Annotated in this window: 14 protein-coding genes; 8 read left to right on the plus strand and 6 right to left on the minus strand. The window is 40.1% G+C overall.

The annotated features are described in order from the left end of the window. Window positions 1–89 precede the first annotated feature (89 nt). The 4 genes from G4Y78_RS03440 to G4Y78_RS03455 all read left to right on the plus strand — a co-directional run bounded on the left by G4Y78_RS03440 (window position 90) and on the right by G4Y78_RS03455 (window position 8125). Window positions 90–1580, plus strand: a complete 1491-nt coding sequence (locus G4Y78_RS03440; RefSeq protein ID WP_163831685.1) for a sigma-54 interaction domain-containing protein — start codon at window positions 90–92, stop codon at window positions 1578–1580. Window positions 1581–1611: 31 nt separating this feature from the next. Further along, a complete protein-coding gene (locus G4Y78_RS03445; RefSeq protein ID WP_230425693.1) occupies window positions 1612–5013 on the plus strand; it encodes a DEAD/DEAH box helicase family protein in 3402 nt (1133 codons plus the stop codon). A gap of 210 nt (window positions 5014–5223) precedes the next feature. Then, complete coding sequence (locus G4Y78_RS03450; protein ID WP_163831687.1) at window positions 5224–6873, plus strand: type I restriction-modification system subunit M; 1650 nt, start codon at window positions 5224–5226, stop codon at window positions 6871–6873. Window positions 6874–6967: 94 nt separating this feature from the next. Beyond that, the gene (locus G4Y78_RS03455; RefSeq protein WP_163831689.1) at window positions 6968–8125 is read left to right on the plus strand and encodes a restriction endonuclease subunit S; all 1158 of its coding nucleotides are present in this window, start codon (window positions 6968–6970) and stop codon (window positions 8123–8125) included. 501 nt (window positions 8126–8626) lie between these two features. Here the strand turns inward: G4Y78_RS03455 and G4Y78_RS31260 are convergent. Together G4Y78_RS31260 and G4Y78_RS03465 are read right to left on the minus strand one after the other, a co-directional pair. Further along, window positions 8627–8752, minus strand: a complete 126-nt coding sequence (locus tag G4Y78_RS31260; protein WP_268935045.1) for a hypothetical protein — start codon at window positions 8750–8752, stop codon at window positions 8627–8629. Then, window positions 8752–9051 (minus strand): hypothetical protein, encoded by a 300-nt coding sequence (locus G4Y78_RS03465; RefSeq protein ID WP_163831690.1) that lies wholly within the window; start codon window positions 9049–9051, stop codon window positions 8752–8754. Before G4Y78_RS03465 ends, G4Y78_RS31260 begins: the two co-directional genes overlap by 1 nt. Window positions 9052–9384: 333 nt before the next feature. Here G4Y78_RS03465 and G4Y78_RS03470 point away from each other — a divergent pair, with 333 nt between their 5' ends. Together G4Y78_RS03470 and G4Y78_RS03475 are read left to right on the plus strand one after the other, a co-directional pair. Further along, window positions 9385–9558 carry a hypothetical protein gene (locus G4Y78_RS03470; protein ID WP_163831692.1) on the plus strand — a complete coding sequence of 58 codons (174 nt, stop codon included), beginning with the start codon at window positions 9385–9387 and terminating at the stop codon, window positions 9556–9558. A gap of 102 nt (window positions 9559–9660) precedes the next feature. Then, window positions 9661–10449 carry a hypothetical protein gene (locus tag G4Y78_RS03475; protein ID WP_163831694.1) on the plus strand — a complete coding sequence of 263 codons (789 nt, stop codon included), beginning with the start codon at window positions 9661–9663 and terminating at the stop codon, window positions 10447–10449. Window positions 10450–10695: 246 nt separating this feature from the next. Here G4Y78_RS03475 and G4Y78_RS03480 read toward each other — a convergent pair whose 3' ends face one another. The 4 genes from G4Y78_RS03480 to G4Y78_RS03495 all read right to left on the minus strand — a co-directional run bounded on the left by G4Y78_RS03480 (window position 10696) and on the right by G4Y78_RS03495 (window position 14681). Next, complete coding sequence (locus G4Y78_RS03480) at window positions 10696–11040, minus strand: hypothetical protein (protein WP_163831696.1); 345 nt, start codon at window positions 11038–11040, stop codon at window positions 10696–10698. A 604-nt stretch (window positions 11041–11644) separates the two neighbouring features. Beyond that, a complete protein-coding gene (locus G4Y78_RS03485; protein ID WP_163831697.1) occupies window positions 11645–12805 on the minus strand; it encodes a linear amide C-N hydrolase in 1161 nt (386 codons plus the stop codon). A gap of 420 nt (window positions 12806–13225) precedes the next feature. Then, complete coding sequence (locus tag G4Y78_RS03490) at window positions 13226–14173, minus strand: cation diffusion facilitator family transporter (RefSeq protein WP_163831698.1); 948 nt, start codon at window positions 14171–14173, stop codon at window positions 13226–13228. Window positions 14174–14258: 85 nt separating this feature from the next. After that, window positions 14259–14681 (minus strand): carboxymuconolactone decarboxylase family protein, encoded by a 423-nt coding sequence (locus G4Y78_RS03495; RefSeq protein WP_163831699.1) that lies wholly within the window; start codon window positions 14679–14681, stop codon window positions 14259–14261. Window positions 14682–14971: 290 nt separating this feature from the next. Between G4Y78_RS03495 and G4Y78_RS03500 the strand changes: the two genes are divergently transcribed. After that, complete coding sequence (locus G4Y78_RS03500; protein ID WP_163831700.1) at window positions 14972–15475, plus strand: dihydrofolate reductase; 504 nt, start codon at window positions 14972–14974, stop codon at window positions 15473–15475. Window positions 15476–15807: 332 nt separating this feature from the next. Further along, window positions 15808–16764, plus strand: a complete 957-nt coding sequence (locus tag G4Y78_RS03505; RefSeq protein WP_163831701.1) for a choice-of-anchor L domain-containing protein — start codon at window positions 15808–15810, stop codon at window positions 16762–16764. Window positions 16765–16810 lie beyond the last annotated feature (46 nt).

A 16810-nucleotide genomic window follows, 5' to 3' on the forward strand; every position in this document is an offset into this window, starting at 1 on the left:
TAGAGTGGGTAAATTGGAATCATTCAGCCGACCTGCTTATACTGCTTCTGGATTATAAGTCTTCTCTGGATAGGTAAATAGTTAGTTGAATGACAAAGGTATTAGTTTCCTGGCTGGGCCGCGCTGACTTTGAAGGAATATCGAAGGGGGAATCGCCTGGCCCACTGCTGCGAATTTTAGAGGAAGCGCATTTTGAAGTGCTTTATTTACTTCAAGATGGCTCATTTGATCCGCTTGACTCTTTTTTAAGTAAACTTGGTGTAGTATTTTCTGGTGATGTTGTTGTCAAGCCGGTTCAGTTGACCAGCCCTATCCACTTTGGAGATATTTACACTGCATTTGATGGTGTCATGGCTGAGGCTGCAAAAAGACATCCAGGAGCTAATATCACTATTCAGCTTACGTCGGGTACACCAGCCATGTCGGCGGTTTCTATCTTAGTGGGTAAAGCGAAGTATTCTGCTCGTTTTTTGCAGGCTTCCCGTGAACAGGGGGTTAAAGAAGAAGTTATCCCCTTTGATATTGCTGCTGACTTCTTACCTGCTTTGGTGGAGCGTAATGATCAGCAGTTAAAAAACTTAATGGAGGGGGTAGCGCCAACAACAGCGGCTTTTGATCATATCATTACTCAAAACCCAATAATACAGGAACTGAAACAGCGGGCAGCCATGATTGCCCAGCGTAATGTACCAGTACTGATTTATGGAGAAACCGGCACGGGCAAGGAACTGTTCGCAAAGGCGATTCGTAACAGTAGCCCTAGAGCTAACAAACCATTTTTAACCCTTAACTGTGGTGCAATTGCCAAAGACCTGATTGATTCCACGTTATTTGGCCATGCGAAAGGAGCCTTTACGGGTGCAACGGCTGCGCATAAAGGCTATTTTGCTCAAGCAGATGGCGGTACTCTGTTCCTGGATGAGTTTGGTGAATTACCGTTAGACTCCCAAGTGCGCCTACTTAGGGTTTTGCAGGATGGCACTTTTACCCCAGTTGGTTCAACTTCTGAGCAGCAAGTGAATGTGAGAATTATTGCTGCAACGAATAAAGACCTGATCCATGAGGTGGCGAATGGGCATTTTCGGGAAGATTTGTTTTATCGGGTAGCGATTGGTGTACTCAACTTGCCGCCTTTAAGAGCTCGCCCCGAAGACTTGGGTTTGCTTGCTAATAACCTGCTTGAACAGATCAATAACGACGCGGCCTGCCAAATTGGTTACAAACATAAAAAACTTTCTGCCAAGGCAAAAAAAGTTATCCAAACCTATTCTTGGCCAGGTAATGTGAGGGAGCTGTATGCCACTTTGTTAAGAGCCAGTCTATGGCAGCCAGGTGAGCGATTAACTGATCTTGATATCAAACATGCCTTGCAGCAACTGCCAGCAGCGAAAGATCCTATATTGGGTCGAGAAATAACAGAAGGTATTGATATTAATGGCGTTATTGAAGAAGTATGTACCCATTATATTGAGCGGGCAATGGCGCATTGCCATGCTAATAAGAGTAAAGCGGCAGCGTTGCTAGGGTTAAAAAACTATCAAACCCTTAACAACTGGATGGAAAAATACGGTATAAAATAAAAAGTGGCATGATTTTAGCTTAAGACTTGTTATGGATATAAAAAACATTATCAAATCAGTTAACTTTGAGTTTCTTCGGCCCGAAAATGACGCGCTTGCTAATTTAGGCTCGCTGGCTGAAGCCGTATTATTTATTGACCCTGGCAGTGCGCTGACACGGTTACGTGGCTTTGCTGAAGAAGTCACCAAGGCTATTTATAAGGAGGAATTATTACCGAGGATGCCGCAATCCAATCTATATGAACTTATAAAAAACCCAGTATTTGAAGGCTGTGTCAGCAAGCCTCTGATCCATCAAATTAATTTTTTACGCATTCAAGGTAACGATACTGCCCATGGTGCCAAAGGAGATATTCGCAGTGCCCACATGGCCTTGGGTACAGCCCATCAGCTTGCCATGTATATGGGGATTAAATACTACAGTAAGAAAAAAGACAGTATTCCACCTTTTCAAGATATTATTGATCCAACAGCTGAACTGAAAAAGCTAAAAAAATCTGTCAGTGGTTACAAAAAAGAGCTGGATAAAAAGCAGGAAGAGGTTCAGCAAATATTAGAGCAGCTAGAAAGAGAGCGCACCAAAAACCTTGAGTATTTGGAGCCCCCAGTGAAGCCCGATGCTCAAAAGCGGCTGAATGCCAGCCAGCAAGTGGCTGACTCATTGCAATGGAACGAAGCCAAAACCCGTGCGTTATTAATTGATGCTATGTTGTTGCAAGCAGGCTGGGATATAAACAACAAAGATCAGGTTGGTCAGGAGGTAGCGGTTGATTTCCCTGATAATATTTCAGGAAAAGGTGCAGCAGACTATGTACTTTGGGGGGATAATGGCCAGCCGTTAGCGGTAGTTGAAGCCAAAAGGTCGGGCAATACCAGCCTTCAGGCGGGTCGTGAGCAGGCCAGGTTATATGCCGATGCCCTGGAATATATGGGCTATCAACGGCCCGTTATTTTTTATAGCAATGGTTATGAAAGCTTTATCTGGGATGACCATCAATACAATACCTATCGGCCAGTATACGGCTTCTATAGTAAAGACAGTCTGGAATACCTGATTTATCAACGTCATTATCGAACAGCAGAATTAGAAAAGCATAACCCTAATCTGGATATTGCTGACCGACCTTACCAAATAGAAGCTATTAAAACCGTGGCGGCGCATTTTCAGAATCAACGGCGAAAGGCGCTGATTATTCAGGCCACAGGCACAGGAAAAACCCGTGTGGCCATTGCTTTGGCAGAATTATTGTTGCGCACTGGCTGGTCTAAACGGGTACTGTTTTTATGTGACCGCAAAGAGCTGCGTAGCCAGACCGATGACGCCTTTAAGCAAAATCTACCCAGTGAGCCCCGCTGTGTGATTGGTGAAACTAATCAAATAGACCAAACCGCACGCATTTACATTGCCACTTACCCTGGCATGATGAATCGTTTTACCCAGCTGGATGTTGGCTTTTTTGATTTAATTATTGCGGATGAGTCCCACCGTAGTATCTACAACAAATACCGTGATTTATTTGATTATTTTGATGCTTTGCAAGTGGGGTTAACAGCTACGCCGGTTAAATTTATCAGCCGCAACACTTTTGATATATTCGACTGTGAAAATACTGACCCTACCTACGAGTTTGGGCTGGATGCAGCGATTAATAACGAGCCACCTTATCTGGTGCCATATCGTGCTAAGGACCTGACCACTGAGTTTTTGCGGGAAGGGATTCACTACAATGATCTTACCGAAGAGCAAAAACGCCAACTGGAAGAAGACCTGGGGCTGGAAGAGGCACAAAACACGACAATTGCCGGTAAGGATATCGGCAGAAAGATTTTCAGTGAAGATACTGACCGGATTATTCTAGAGAATCTAATCAATAATGGTATTAAAGACGAAACCGGTTCACTGGTAGGCAAAACGATTATCTTTGCCCAGCGACAGGACCATGCGGAACATCTTGAAAAACTGTTTTGTAAGCTTTACCCCCAATACGGTAGTAAGGTATGTAAAGTTATTCATAACCGTATTCCTAAAGTGGACAGCCTGATTAAAGAGTTTAAAAAGGCTGACAACCCGTTTCGTATCGCTATTTCGGTAGACATGCTAGATACCGGGATAGACGTGCCAGAGGTAGTTAATCTGGTGTTTGCCAAGCCAGTTAAATCCTGGGTTAAATTCTGGCAGATGATTGGTCGGGGTACTCGCCTTTGCTCTAACTTGTTTGGTCCAGGTAAAGATAAAACCGAATTTTTTATCTTTGACCACTACGGTAATTTTGGTTACTTCGAAGAAGAATACCGAGAGCCAGAAGACACCGGTGGTAAATCACTGTTGCAAACCACTTTCGAAGCTCGGTTGGAACTGGCGCAAGCTGCATTAAAACAGAACCATGCAGCAGCTTTTGATACGGCAATTGAATTGTTACGGGCTGATATAAATGATCTGCCGGATACCAGTATTGCAGTTAAACGGGAGTTGCGGTTGGTTCATCAGCTACAACAGACGGATCTGCTCCAGCGGTTTGATGCAACCACCCAACATAAGCTTGCGAATAATATTGCACCATTGATGAGTGCTCGGGTGTTGAGGGATAAGCATGCCACAACATTTGATAAGTTGGTGGCCAATATTAAATGCTGTCTGGTTGAGCAGGCCAGTTGCTTTGAAGATGGGCGTGATCAGCTATTAGCTGAGCTTGATACTTTAGCCGTTAACATTCAAGCTGTACGTCAAAAGGATGCAGTCATTGCTAAGGTGCGCAGTGCTGAGTTTTGGCAAAACCCTAGCATTGATGCATTGGAAAAAGCCCGTAAAGAATTGCGTGGCATTATGAAATATCGTCAGTCAGTAGGGGGTGGTGTATTTGCTATGCCTTCAACCCGCACGGGTGATTCAGGGGTAAGGGAGGAAGAACGGGAGTTTAAAATTGTAGGAGCTAATGAGGCTATGCTCTACCGGCGCCGGTTAAAATCTATACTGGATGAGATGGTGGCAGCTAACCCTATTTTGCAGAAAATTCATCGAGATGAGCCCATTGTTGAAACAGAGCTAAAAACACTGACTTCAACCATTCTTACCAGTCATCCTGGTGTTAACCTGGAAGTACTCAATGAGTTTTATGGCCGTACCGCAGAACAGTTGCATATTACTATACGCGAATTAATTGGGCTGGACCTGCAAGCCGTTGAAAAACACTTTGAAGGCTTTCTACATGTGCACCCCGACCTCACAGCCAAGCAAGTACAGTTTATGAATCTGCTGAAAAACTACCTAGCGGAGCATGGCTCTATTGTATTGGGTAAGCTTTTTGAACCCCCATTCACCCATATCTGCCATGAAGGTATTGATGGCGTATTTTCACTTGAAGATGCCGAGCGAGTGATAGGGGTTCTAAAACCGTTTTTACGGGCTGAAACAGAATCACAAGTGCCCAAATAAACGAATGAACAAAAGAAAGCTTTAGCTTAATATTAGCGACCATTATTTATTGTGCAATTTGCTATACCCAATGAGTGCCCCTGAAGTACTTCAAGCCAAGTCCCTTCTCCCTTTGTGGGGGAGAAGGTTAGGATGAGGGGGCAAAACCCTCTTTGCGACAGCCTCCAAAGCGTTGGGTATATATACAACCCAAGAAGTAGAGACCATTAAATGCTAACAGGTCAATTAAGAAACGACATTGACAAACTTTGGGAAAAATTCTGGACAGGGGGAATTACCAACCCCTTAACCGTAATCGAGCAAATCAGCTATCTGATGTTTGCGCGAATGCTGGATATGCAAGAAGAAGTAGCTGAGCGAAAAGCAGCCAGAACCAAAAAGCCATTTGACCGAGTTTTTCCTGATACGACAGAAGGGCAACAACTGCGCTGGAAAAACTTTAAAAATATGAGCGGCAGTGAGTTACATGGACATATTAAAAACAACGTTTTTCCTTTTTTTGCCAGCCTGGGTCATCCTGAGCAGACTAAAGACGTCAAAGCAAAAAAATTGGCTAAAAAATCAGCGTTAAGCAATAACCAGGCTGGTACGGTGGGTAGTGCTTTGCGTGCCCTGGCTCATATTGGGGAATATATGCAGGATGCTGATCTGGCCATAAAAAATGAGTCAGTATTAGTTTCTGCTGTAGCAATGGTGGATAACCTGCCGCTAACCCAAAGTGATGTAAAAGGGGATATTTACGAATATTTATTAAGTAAACTCACCACTGCAGGTATTAATGGCCAATTTCGTACCCCTCGTCATATTATTGATGCGATGATTGAGCTAATAGACCCCCAACCCACTGATGTGATTTGCGACCCGTCTTGTGGCACTGCGGGCTTTTTAGCTCGCACTATGGAATATTTAAATGAAGTTTATTCCAGTGAGGCGGGTACGTTTAAAGATGAAGATGGCAATCTTCACTATTCCGGTGACCTGTTAGAACCCTACCGAACTCATATAAATAGGCACATGTTCTGGGGCTTTGATTTTGATAGCACCATGTTGCGGGTTTCCAGCATGAACATGATGCTGCATGGCGTCAATGGTGCCAATATCCATTACCAAGACAGTTTAAGTAAATCGATAAAAGAGCACTTTCCTCAGCAAGAAGAAAACTTTTTTAATGTCATCCTGGCGAACCCACCATTTAAAGGCAGCCTGGATGAATCTAATACCAACCCGGATGTATTGGGGCTGGTTAAAACCAAAAAAACCGAACTGTTATTTGTTGCTCATATTTTAAGAGCTTTGACCTTAGGAGGTCGTGCGGCGGTTATTGTGCCTGACGGGGTGTTATTTGGCTCTAGTAAAGCCCATCAGCAATTACGCCAGGAATTAATTGAAAATAACCAGCTGGAAGGTATCGTCAGTTTACCTAGCGGAGTATTTAAACCTTACGCGGGGGTGAGTACTGCCATTTTAATGTTCACTAAAGGTGGCACCACCGAGCGCGTATGGTTTTATGACTTACAAGCGGATGGCTACTCATTAGACGACAAACGCACCCCGTTAACCGGCGAAGGCAGTAACGACTTACCCGATGCCATTAAACAATGGCACAAATACTGTCAATTAATCGAGAACAATTCCCGCCCAGCCACCATAGAAAAACACTTTGGCGACAAAACCCAACAAGCCTTTGTAGTAAACGCCGAGGATATTAAAAACAACAAATACGACCTATCCATCAACCGCTATAAAGAAGTGGTATACGAAGAAGAAACCTACGAACCCCCGAAAAAGATTTTGAAAAAGCTAAAGACGTTGGAGATGGAGATATTGGCGGATATTAACGAACTAGAGGAAATGCTTTAATGAATTATTCTAGTGCGTTTTGGATGACGACGTGTATGGATGCACAAGTGTTGTGGATGGAGGGAAATAGTAGAGCGACTCAGGAGGGGGGGGTGTGAACTTAGTACCTTTTGGTGAAACTTGCAAATTGCAAAATGGAAGAGCTTTTAAACCAATTGAATGGTCTGATTTTGGTGTGCCAATTATTCGTATTCAAAATTTGAATGATGAAACTAAACCATTTAATTATTGTAATTTTGAAGTAGATGAAAAATTTCATATTAATACTGGAGACTTATTGTTCTCTTGGTCTGGAACTCCAGGTACTTCTTTTGGCGCTTTTTTCTGGAAGAGAGGTAAAGGTTTTTTAAATCAACATATATTTAGGGTTGATGTTGACGAAAGAAAAGTTGATAAAGCTTATCTTCGATATGCAATAAACTCTAAATTATATATGATAATTGACCAGGCTCATGGTGGGGTTGGTTTAAAACACATTACCAAAGGAAAGCTAGAGGCTGTAGAAATACCCCTCCCATCCCTAGCCGAACAAAAACGCATTGCTGCTATTTTGGATAAGGCAGATGCAATTCGCCGTAAACGCCAACAAGCGATTCAACTAGCTGATGAGTTTCTTCGCTCAGTGTTTTTGGATATGTTTGGTGATCCGGTGACGAATCCGAAGGGGTTTGCAGTAGGTACAATCAGAGATTTAGTTGATACAGCAAACTACGGGTCTTCATCAAAGGCTTCTAAGACTAATGGAGAGTATCCAATCCTTCGCATGGGAAATATTACTTATGAGGGAAGCTGGGACTTTTCTGATTTGAAGTACATAGACTTAAATGAAAAAGATAAATCTAAATACACTTTAAAAAAAGGAGACTTAGTTTTCAATAGGACAAATAGTAAAGAGCTAGTTGGGAAAACAGCGGTTTACGAAGAAAATGCTCCTATGGCTTTTGCTGGATATTTAATTAGAGTTAGACCTAATGAAAAAGGTAACAGTTATTATTTATCTGGGTATCTAAACTCAAAGCATGGAAAAAATACTCTACAAAATATGTGTAAAAGTATTGTGGGAATGGCAAACATCAATGCGCAAGAAATGCAGGATATAAGAATTTTGAATCCCCCAATAGAAATGCAAGAAAAATATGAAAAGGTTGTTATTGAAACAAGAAAGAAGCTAAGAGCTTTTCATGAATCGAAAGTCGGTTTTAATGAACTTTTTTTGAGCTTAAGCCAAAAAGCCTTCGCAGGAAAGCTTTAAAACTAGGCCTATTGAATCAATGAAATTTGATTTTTTAAAGGTTGTTGCAGAAGGACTCGAAACTAAGTTCCTTCTCCCCCTTGGGGGAGAAGGTTAGGATGAGGGGGTTAGTCTGCAACTGCAAGACTAGCGACAGCAATGTTAATTGGAATAAAAATGCTGGCTGTTCCGTTTAGTAGTTATTTTAAAGCAGGTACACCCTCTCCCAGGGGGAGAGGGTGTAAAAATCCCCAGCACAGGAATAATTTCCTGTGGTGCTTGCCCAGTTATCACTAAAAATTTCCGCCATACTCCATAAGGTACCTTGCGTTTGCCTTGTTTAAACTCTCTTATACGACGGTCACTGGATACACCTAATAACGTTGCTAGCTTTTTATCTGAGTTATATTCAGGAAAATATGCTTGAAAATGACGAAAATAAATGCTGACATAAATTAGTATGTAGTGGCTCCCAGCCTTCGTTTTTAGTTAATAAATGGGTATTAGAATAGCGGCTTTCATCTAGCGCAGAAGGCTGGGTAAAACAGGTGCGGTTAGATTTTTCTTTAACTGATCCATAGCTATTTTATTACCAGCTTCTAACATGGCAACGTGTTTATTCATTTTATTGGAGGATGAACTACTCATTAATGAGGAATCCCAGTACTACCAATTACCGTCTGAATAATATTATCCTCATGCATTATGCAATAACCACACATAATGCAAGCAGTATAGTCGGCAGGTTCTGGCAAACAACCCAGTAACTCCATAAGTTCTTCTGATGTGGCAGTTTTTTCAACCAGTAGGCCACAAGGTGTGGTGTAACGAATTGAAAAAATTACTGGATTAAGCTGGTATCTATAATACCAGGGTTGTTCATTAACAGGCTCATGTTCAACGGCTACCCAGTTTTTCTCTATCCAACTTACATCGACTAATTGCAAGGACTACTCCTTTTATTTTTGAAAGCAAAACTCAGGCTGTTTCTATCTGGTAGAAATGTAATTTTTACACAATAAAATAGTTAATACAACGTTCATAATGTGCGGTGTGGTTAAGTTGAGCAAGCGTTAAAGGTTAAATAAAAATATTTATTATCACATAAATATTTTTATTATATGGTTTGCCTGAATTTTGCCTAATTCAGCTAGACACTTGATTTACCTGTGCTACTGACATACTTCAGTAGTGGCACGCCAATTGCTTTATAACTAATCGACTGCAGACTTATATAGCACTATCAATCATTTATATGAAATTTTCTTAAGGAGAAAACCATGGCTACTAATCCTCCAAAAGGCGACGGACATCGTAATGGTGCTGTTCGTGGTTGGTCTCAAACCAAAACCCCTTCAGGTAATTATGTGAAAAGGGATATGCAAACAGGGCGTTTTGTGGATGTGAAAACATCAAGCAAAACGCCTTTTAAAGGGGTAAGAAAAGAAAAATAACTGATTCAGTTCAAGGGCACTTCTTAGTTTCTATAAGCTGTCAAATATGGCTTATAGAAGCTATTAGTTATTTAGTTTATTAAACAACAATTGGAGTATTGAATGGATAAATTACTGTCAAATTATTGGTTAGGTATTTTAGTATTGGGGCCTTTAGCTGGAGTATTTTGGAGTTGGCTTTTTACGCGGAATAAAGAGAAGGCAAAGCATCAGCAAGTGGAAAAAAATAACAATACTTCACAAAAAACAAGCATTAAAGGAAATAGTAATCAGGTTAATCATATTAATCATTCAAATAACCGCCATGAGGTGCATAATTATTATCACAGTAGTAATAACACTAACGATAGTACTGATTATGTATTTGCTATGGTTATCGGGTTTTTCTTTGTGAGTGCTGTTTTAACCTGGGTATTTGCCAAGTATGGCCACTGGTTGGTAGACATTATGTTTGCGAGCTCTTTATTATTCGCAGGATTTATTACCACCTACATTATTCATGGCTTCTTTAAAAAAGGCTTTAATGATGAAGATATGCCTGTGTCATTAATAATAGCTTCAATTGCAGGGCTTAATATTTCGGCAGTATATAACTTGAAAGGTAATTTAAGAGCTGAAGCCATAGAGTTTGCTAATGCTCATACTAATATCGTTGAGTTCTTTTTAAACTTGTCAAGCTTTGGTAAAAGCCTGTTACTAACCCAAGTGTGGTGCTTGATTGTGATTATAGCATCGTTACTGGTATTGGTGTTTCGTACTTATAAGCTAAATAAAGGTGCTACTTCCTGGGCACTTGAATTACTAGTAATGCTGCCAATATTTGGTGTGTTACCTTATTGGCTAAGCGAACCTGGTTGGGCTGTTAAGTTTTTCATGAGTAGCTTAGGTTAATGGGTTATTTTAGGAATGCTCCTTTGTAAATTGTAAGACTAAGTTTAGAGCTTATTTAAAAGCTGACTAACTCAACATTTTAAGTGAACTTTTCTATTACTCAACTTGCTATGGTTTTAACCAGTCATCATTCCAGTTAATAACTTGAGATCTTTGTAAGAAGCAAAGCTGGTTAGAAATTGACTAATTTTTATTAGTCAATTTTTCTATGAAGAAGGTAAGCATTAAGTTAATGAATACAGTCAGTTATTGGCGATTAGAAGTATTACCAATCCTGTTAGTAAGAATAAACTCGACCTTTCCATCCAAGCCCAAAGTAGCTCTGTCAAACGATACTTTTATTCCATCAGGAATGTGGGCTTCACAGAAATCTGGCTGAATGCGTAGGACCGTTACAGAGTGTGGTGAAGCAGTTTTATCTACACTAATAGTAAAACTATTGGTACTCGTGCAGCCACCTGATGCAACGTGTAATTCAATGGAGTTTGGTAAAATATCAACCCCCATTAATACTTCTTTGGTACCTTCAGCTGAAACAAAAGGTGAGGTAATAAGTGCACCTGCTAAAGCAGCGATGTTTGTGATTTTCAAAATACTCTCCTTGATTATATAGGGGCGATTACCATTTAATACCTGTTGATATAGGCATAATACTACGTGGTTCCTATCGCAGTTTATAGAAAATGACTACTGTTTTCTGTGGCCATTTAAGGCAGGTTAAGCTTTTGGCTCGTACCAAAGTAATACAATAGTTGTGTGCTATATTTTAACAATACTTAGTTGGTTTGGTAAGTTTTTTAATGCTTTTTTGATTGAAGTCAATTTGTATGTTATAAATCGTTTGACTTTAGAACATCTTTAATAATTATTCATATTCTATGTGTAGACTTAAAGGTTAGTGATTTTTTTGTTTCTTTCATAACGATTACTGCATTAATTGGTTTTTCATTATCTTTATTCAATGTCATCTTCTATTCCTTTTAACCATCTTGGGAGTGTAGAGGATATCAGCAATGCAGCTTTTTTTTTGCTGCCGATGAAGCAGGTTAGACTATAGTAGTGGATGGCGGACAGAGGCTGCCTGAATCACTAAGTTAGTAAGTGGCAGGTTTCAGTGCTACATACTCATCAATCAGGGTTAGATCGAGGCATGACCAAACAACTATAATGGTCATGCAGTTAAACATACCTATTTTTATGGTTTTAATATTGGCATTTCTATGGCAGCATTTAAGTCAAGATAAACTGGTTTACTGCCTGCGTTTAACTTAAAGTCTTTAAAACGTACTGTCCATGTTCCAAGGCTATCGTAAGTCGCTAAATGTAACTCTTTTTCAATGGGATCACGAACTATCCACCACTGTGTATAATCGCCAGTGCCTTCATTTTTATGGGTTTTACATACACCTGGCGCAACGACTACGCCAGCTATAATGTTGATTACGTAAGCTAGTAGTTTTTTCGGGAAATGACTGTTATCTTTAATCCAGTCAATACCAAAGTTTAAACTTTGTACGGTACGAAGAAAGCGGTCAGCTGGTAAAGGTGATGAACTAAGCCCTATAGTACCACTACCGTTTCCAGCCGCTTTAACATGCATTCCTATAATGGGTTTGCCTTCTTTGTTGGGTTCGATATTAGTAACATTTAAGTAATTTTGTAAGTTTGTACGATGCCAGTCATAAAAAGGAGCATTTGTTAAAACACCTAAATCAGTATTATCGGTAATCTCCAGTTTTCTATTTCTAAATTCCAGCAATAAACTATTCCCTTGCCTATCATGAAATTGAAAATGAAGTGGCATAAGGTTTACAGTACTATCAGAGTTGAACTGTAGTGGGTCCCAGATATAGAGTTTTGTACCATCTTGTATTGGCTTTCCTTGACTAATTTGTTCTAAGTCAGCTTTTAAATCAGGTATATTTTTATATTGGCTTAAAGCCCAACAACAGATATCCATCATTGAAAGTAGGTAATAATCATCACTAGGTACATTATCTAAATGAGGATATTCAGAGCCGGGTAACCATAGTGCTGCAGCTGTAAGCCCTTCTGAATTAAGGCCATCAGATACTTTGCTGGGCAAATCTGATACAGAGTCGAATACTTTACTTAATACATTTTTTTCTGCACGAATTCCTACTCCTATATAGGCGTATTTAGACTCCCATTTATAACCCGGAAGCCTTTTAGCAACAGGTAAGTCTTTGCTACCAACAGCATGTAGTTTAGTTTCTTCAGGAATTGCCGCTACTGTCCAGTCAAAATTATACTCAAAGTCCATAGTTCGACCAGAAAAAGGAAAGTCTTTTAACTGTGGTGAAAGTTGAGATGGTAAGATAAATTCAGTGCACATTTTCTAATTTCCTTATCAATTTTATTGCAAATATTTTTTAAACTCAGTTGAATATTAGCATATTTTGAATATTTTCAATGGGTAGTGTGGCGCGCGCAAAAATACGACTTATATTGTCTATAATAATAACGAAAATAAAATGTTATATACTATATTTGAAACGAATAATTCATTGAATGACTTTGTTCATTCCATATAAGTGGCGAAAAATTGCAAAAGTTTGTGTCAAGGTTGCGGCTTAGTGAGGGGAGCCTGCCGGTAAGCTAAACAATGTGCTGCTTGGCTAGCCTGTAAAACTTAAAAACTTAAATTACACAGGATTGCTAAGGGACCATTTATTTTCTATTGTATTTACCATCCTTGGCATTCAGTAATAATACCAACTTCAACGTGTATATTGAGATAGTTATAAGTTGTTATTTATTCTCCAAGATTAACTGGTTGAATTTGGCTGGAAACGGCATCGACTCGGGATTTAGCTTCGATGAATACCCGTTTTACATTTGGATAGGTCAGCTTTATGGTTTGATCTAACCTAACGATAATACGCTCGATGTCTGTTGCTTGTAAGTCGTCATCAAAATCAACACTGAGGTTTGCTAAAATAAACTCTGGCCCCATTTGCATGGTGACCACCTCGTTAACATATTCTACGCCGGATTCGCCACTGGCCAATTGACGTATACCTCTTACGATATGGCCTCTGGCACTCTCTCCAATGAGTAAACTTTTTGTTTCATAGGCAAGCCAAATAGCGGTCGTAGCGAGAATAATTCCAATTAATACAGAGGCGATGCCATCAAAATATAGGATACCTGTCATCTGAACTAAAATAACGCTTATTAAAGCAATTAATAATCCTAAAATAGCAGCAGAATCTTCAAAAAATACGACAAATAATGAAGGATCTTTACCTTTATGTACGGCTTCTACATACCCAAGATCACCTTTAACTTTTTTAAATTCTTTCATTGCCACCCACCAGCAGCCTCCTTCAAAAACAATAGCCAAAGTGAGAACGATATAGTTAACCATTGGGTTGGTAATAGGAGTGGGGTGTAAAATGTGGTGAATGCCTTCATAAATAGAAATACCAGCACCTACTGCAAAAATTAAGATAGCGACCACAAAACTCCAAAAATACACCTCTTTGCCATGACCAAAAGGGTACTCTTCACTGGGTGGCTTTTTAGACTGCTTTAGCCCATACAGCAATAAAATCTGGTTGCCAGAATCTACTACAGAATGAATAGCTTCGGAGAACATGGCAGAGCTACCAGTTAGAAATGAGGCAATAAACTTGGTTGCAGCCACTAAACTATTGCCAATAAGTGCAGCAACAATGACTTTCTTGGACCCTGATGCCATATGAATCTCCTCAGCAAACAAAAAAAGCTAATAATAATCGATCTACTAGCTTAGTTACTTGAAAGATACAGCAAAGTTTAGACGATTATTGCCGCATACCGATGGCCAATCGGTTCAGCGCGTTCATTAGAGAGATGGCAAATGTTAAGTCAGAAATTTCTTGGTCTGAAAAGTGATCTTGCAAAGGTTTGTAGGCATCATCATTAGCATACGTTGATTCGATGCGAGTAACTGACTCAGCCCACTCTAAGGCAGCTTGTTCTTTATCTGTATATAAGTTGCTCACTTTCCAGCCTGCTAGGGAATCAATACGCTCATTGGTTTCGCCAGCTTTTCTTAGTGACTGAGCGTGCATTTGAAGGCAAAAAGCGCAGCCATTAATTTGAGAGATACGTAAGTAAATAAGCTCAACAAGTCTTATATCTAGTGAACTGCCAGCCAGGTAGTTTTTAACTTGGCGAAAATGATTGAGTGCTTCGCTGGATAGTTCATAGTATGGCAGGCGCATTGCGTGGTTCCTTGTTTAAATAGCTAAAACTCTGTTTAGTAGTATGTTATATGCTATTTGTTGCTGGAGAATAAGACACAAGTTGTATTGACAGGCTATTTAAACAGATAAAGTTGTTAGGAGTTAGTAGCAAGCTTAGTTGTTTAGGGGGGGGGCACGCTAAGTAGGCTCGGAAGGGTGCAAAGATATTGGTAGTGTAGGATTATGCCTGAAAACTATGTGATCTGATGAAATATTCAAGCTAGAATGGCCTGCTTTTGTCGCAAACAGGGTTAAGAGGTAATAACAAGGTGCGTATCTGTTTAGTAGCTGCAGTGGCAGCAAACAATGCTATTGGCATTAATAATAAGCTGCCTTGGTATTTGCCAGGTGATCTGCGTTATTTCAAGCAACTCACTATGGGTAAGCCACTGATTATGGGGCGTAAAACTTTTGAGTCTTTAGGTAAGCCGTTACCTGGCCGGACTAATATTGTGATTACTCGCAATCAAGGCTTTGCAGCAGCGGGAGCAAAAGTGGTGCATACCCTTGATGAGGCAATTGACTTGGCTGAAAGCATTGGGCTGATTGATGGTTGTGAAGAGATGATGGTGATTGGTGGCGCACAAATTTATCAGCAGGCACTGCCTTTGGCGAACCGGCTTTACTTAACGCGAGTGCACCGAGCTTTTGAAGGCGATACTTTTTTTCCTGAGTTTGACGACAATCAGTGGCAGCTGGTAGATGAGCAGATTCAAGAAACGGATCATCAGCCGCCGTTGAAATACTCCTATCAAATCCTAAATCGAGTGTAACCTTCCGCCTAGGCTTAGAAAACTTTGGATTGCGTTACAAAATTTTACATTTGTTTAACTCATTGATTTGCTGGGTTTAACTTGACTTGACTAAATGGTCGTTTAGAAAAGGGACGATTAAATGACCATTTCTCCCTTTTGTTTTGTCAGTTAATTTTACGATAACTGTTTCGCTATTATTGCGTGATGTGAGTTGGGTATCTACAACAGTTATCAAGTCTTGCTCCGCCACCTACTACCAAAGGCTTCAGAAAATAGCGAAATAACTAAGCCAAGTATGGCATGATTTTTTAATAGCGAAACGCGATTATAAAATAGACAAGGAACAATTCATGTCAATAAAAAAACTTATTACTGCGTTAGGTTTTGCGGGGGCAATTCTGTCATCTCAGGCGCAAGCATCATTTGATATTGGTTTGTTGAATAAGACCGAAGGGCAAGACCCGGCAATGACGCTTATCAACAGTATGCTGGCCAATAATAGCGGGATTAAAATTATTGAAGGTAGCGCTGAGTTTCATGGCCGCTTAGGTGATGAAAGTAATCTATATACTGCTCAATCTGGTACGTTTACAAACCTGGATATGACCCATGCAACCAGTGGCAAACGTATTCAATTAAGTCGAGGAGCGGTGCTGTCCACTGGATCGGCTAATGTACCGAAAACCAATAACTATGTTGACTACAGCCACTCTCGTTCTGGTGCACCACCTTTACCTTCAGTTTCTCATGCTGGAGTAGGGAATATATTAAAAAACGCAGGGTTACCAAGTGCTAACCGTGACTATAACTCGGTAAAAGTAAAATTTACGGTGGCAGAAGGGATTAAAGCTATTCAATCAATGTTTGTGTTTGCCACTGAAGAATTTCCTGATCAAGCTGTGACGGATATTTTTACGTTTATTGTGGATGGTAAAAATTACGCCTATTTTCAGGATGGCTCATTAATTTCCTTTTTAACTGGGGCTAATGCTCATAACTTTAATAATAATGAATTGGGTACTGATAATTTACCCATTGAATATGACGGTGTTTCTGATGTGCTAACTGTGATTGGCTTGTTAGATGAAACCCTAGATGAGCATACGTTGGAAATAGTTATTGCTGACACAGCTGATACTATTTATGACTCTGTAGCTTTTGTGGGAGACTTAAGGGCCTGTGAGCAAACTGAAAAATGTAATCCTGGCATTGTACCAGAACCTAATATGATTTCATTGATGTTAGGTGGTATTTTATTGATGTTGGGCTTTGGTGGACAGGTACGCAGGCGAAGATTTGATAGTTAAAGTTTTCTTTTAATTAGTTTTAAAAAAGCGCTTGTTGAGGTTAATT

This window comes from Spartinivicinus ruber (genome assembly GCF_011009015.1).
GTDB classification, from domain to species: Bacteria; Pseudomonadota; Gammaproteobacteria; order Pseudomonadales; family Zooshikellaceae; genus Spartinivicinus; species Spartinivicinus ruber.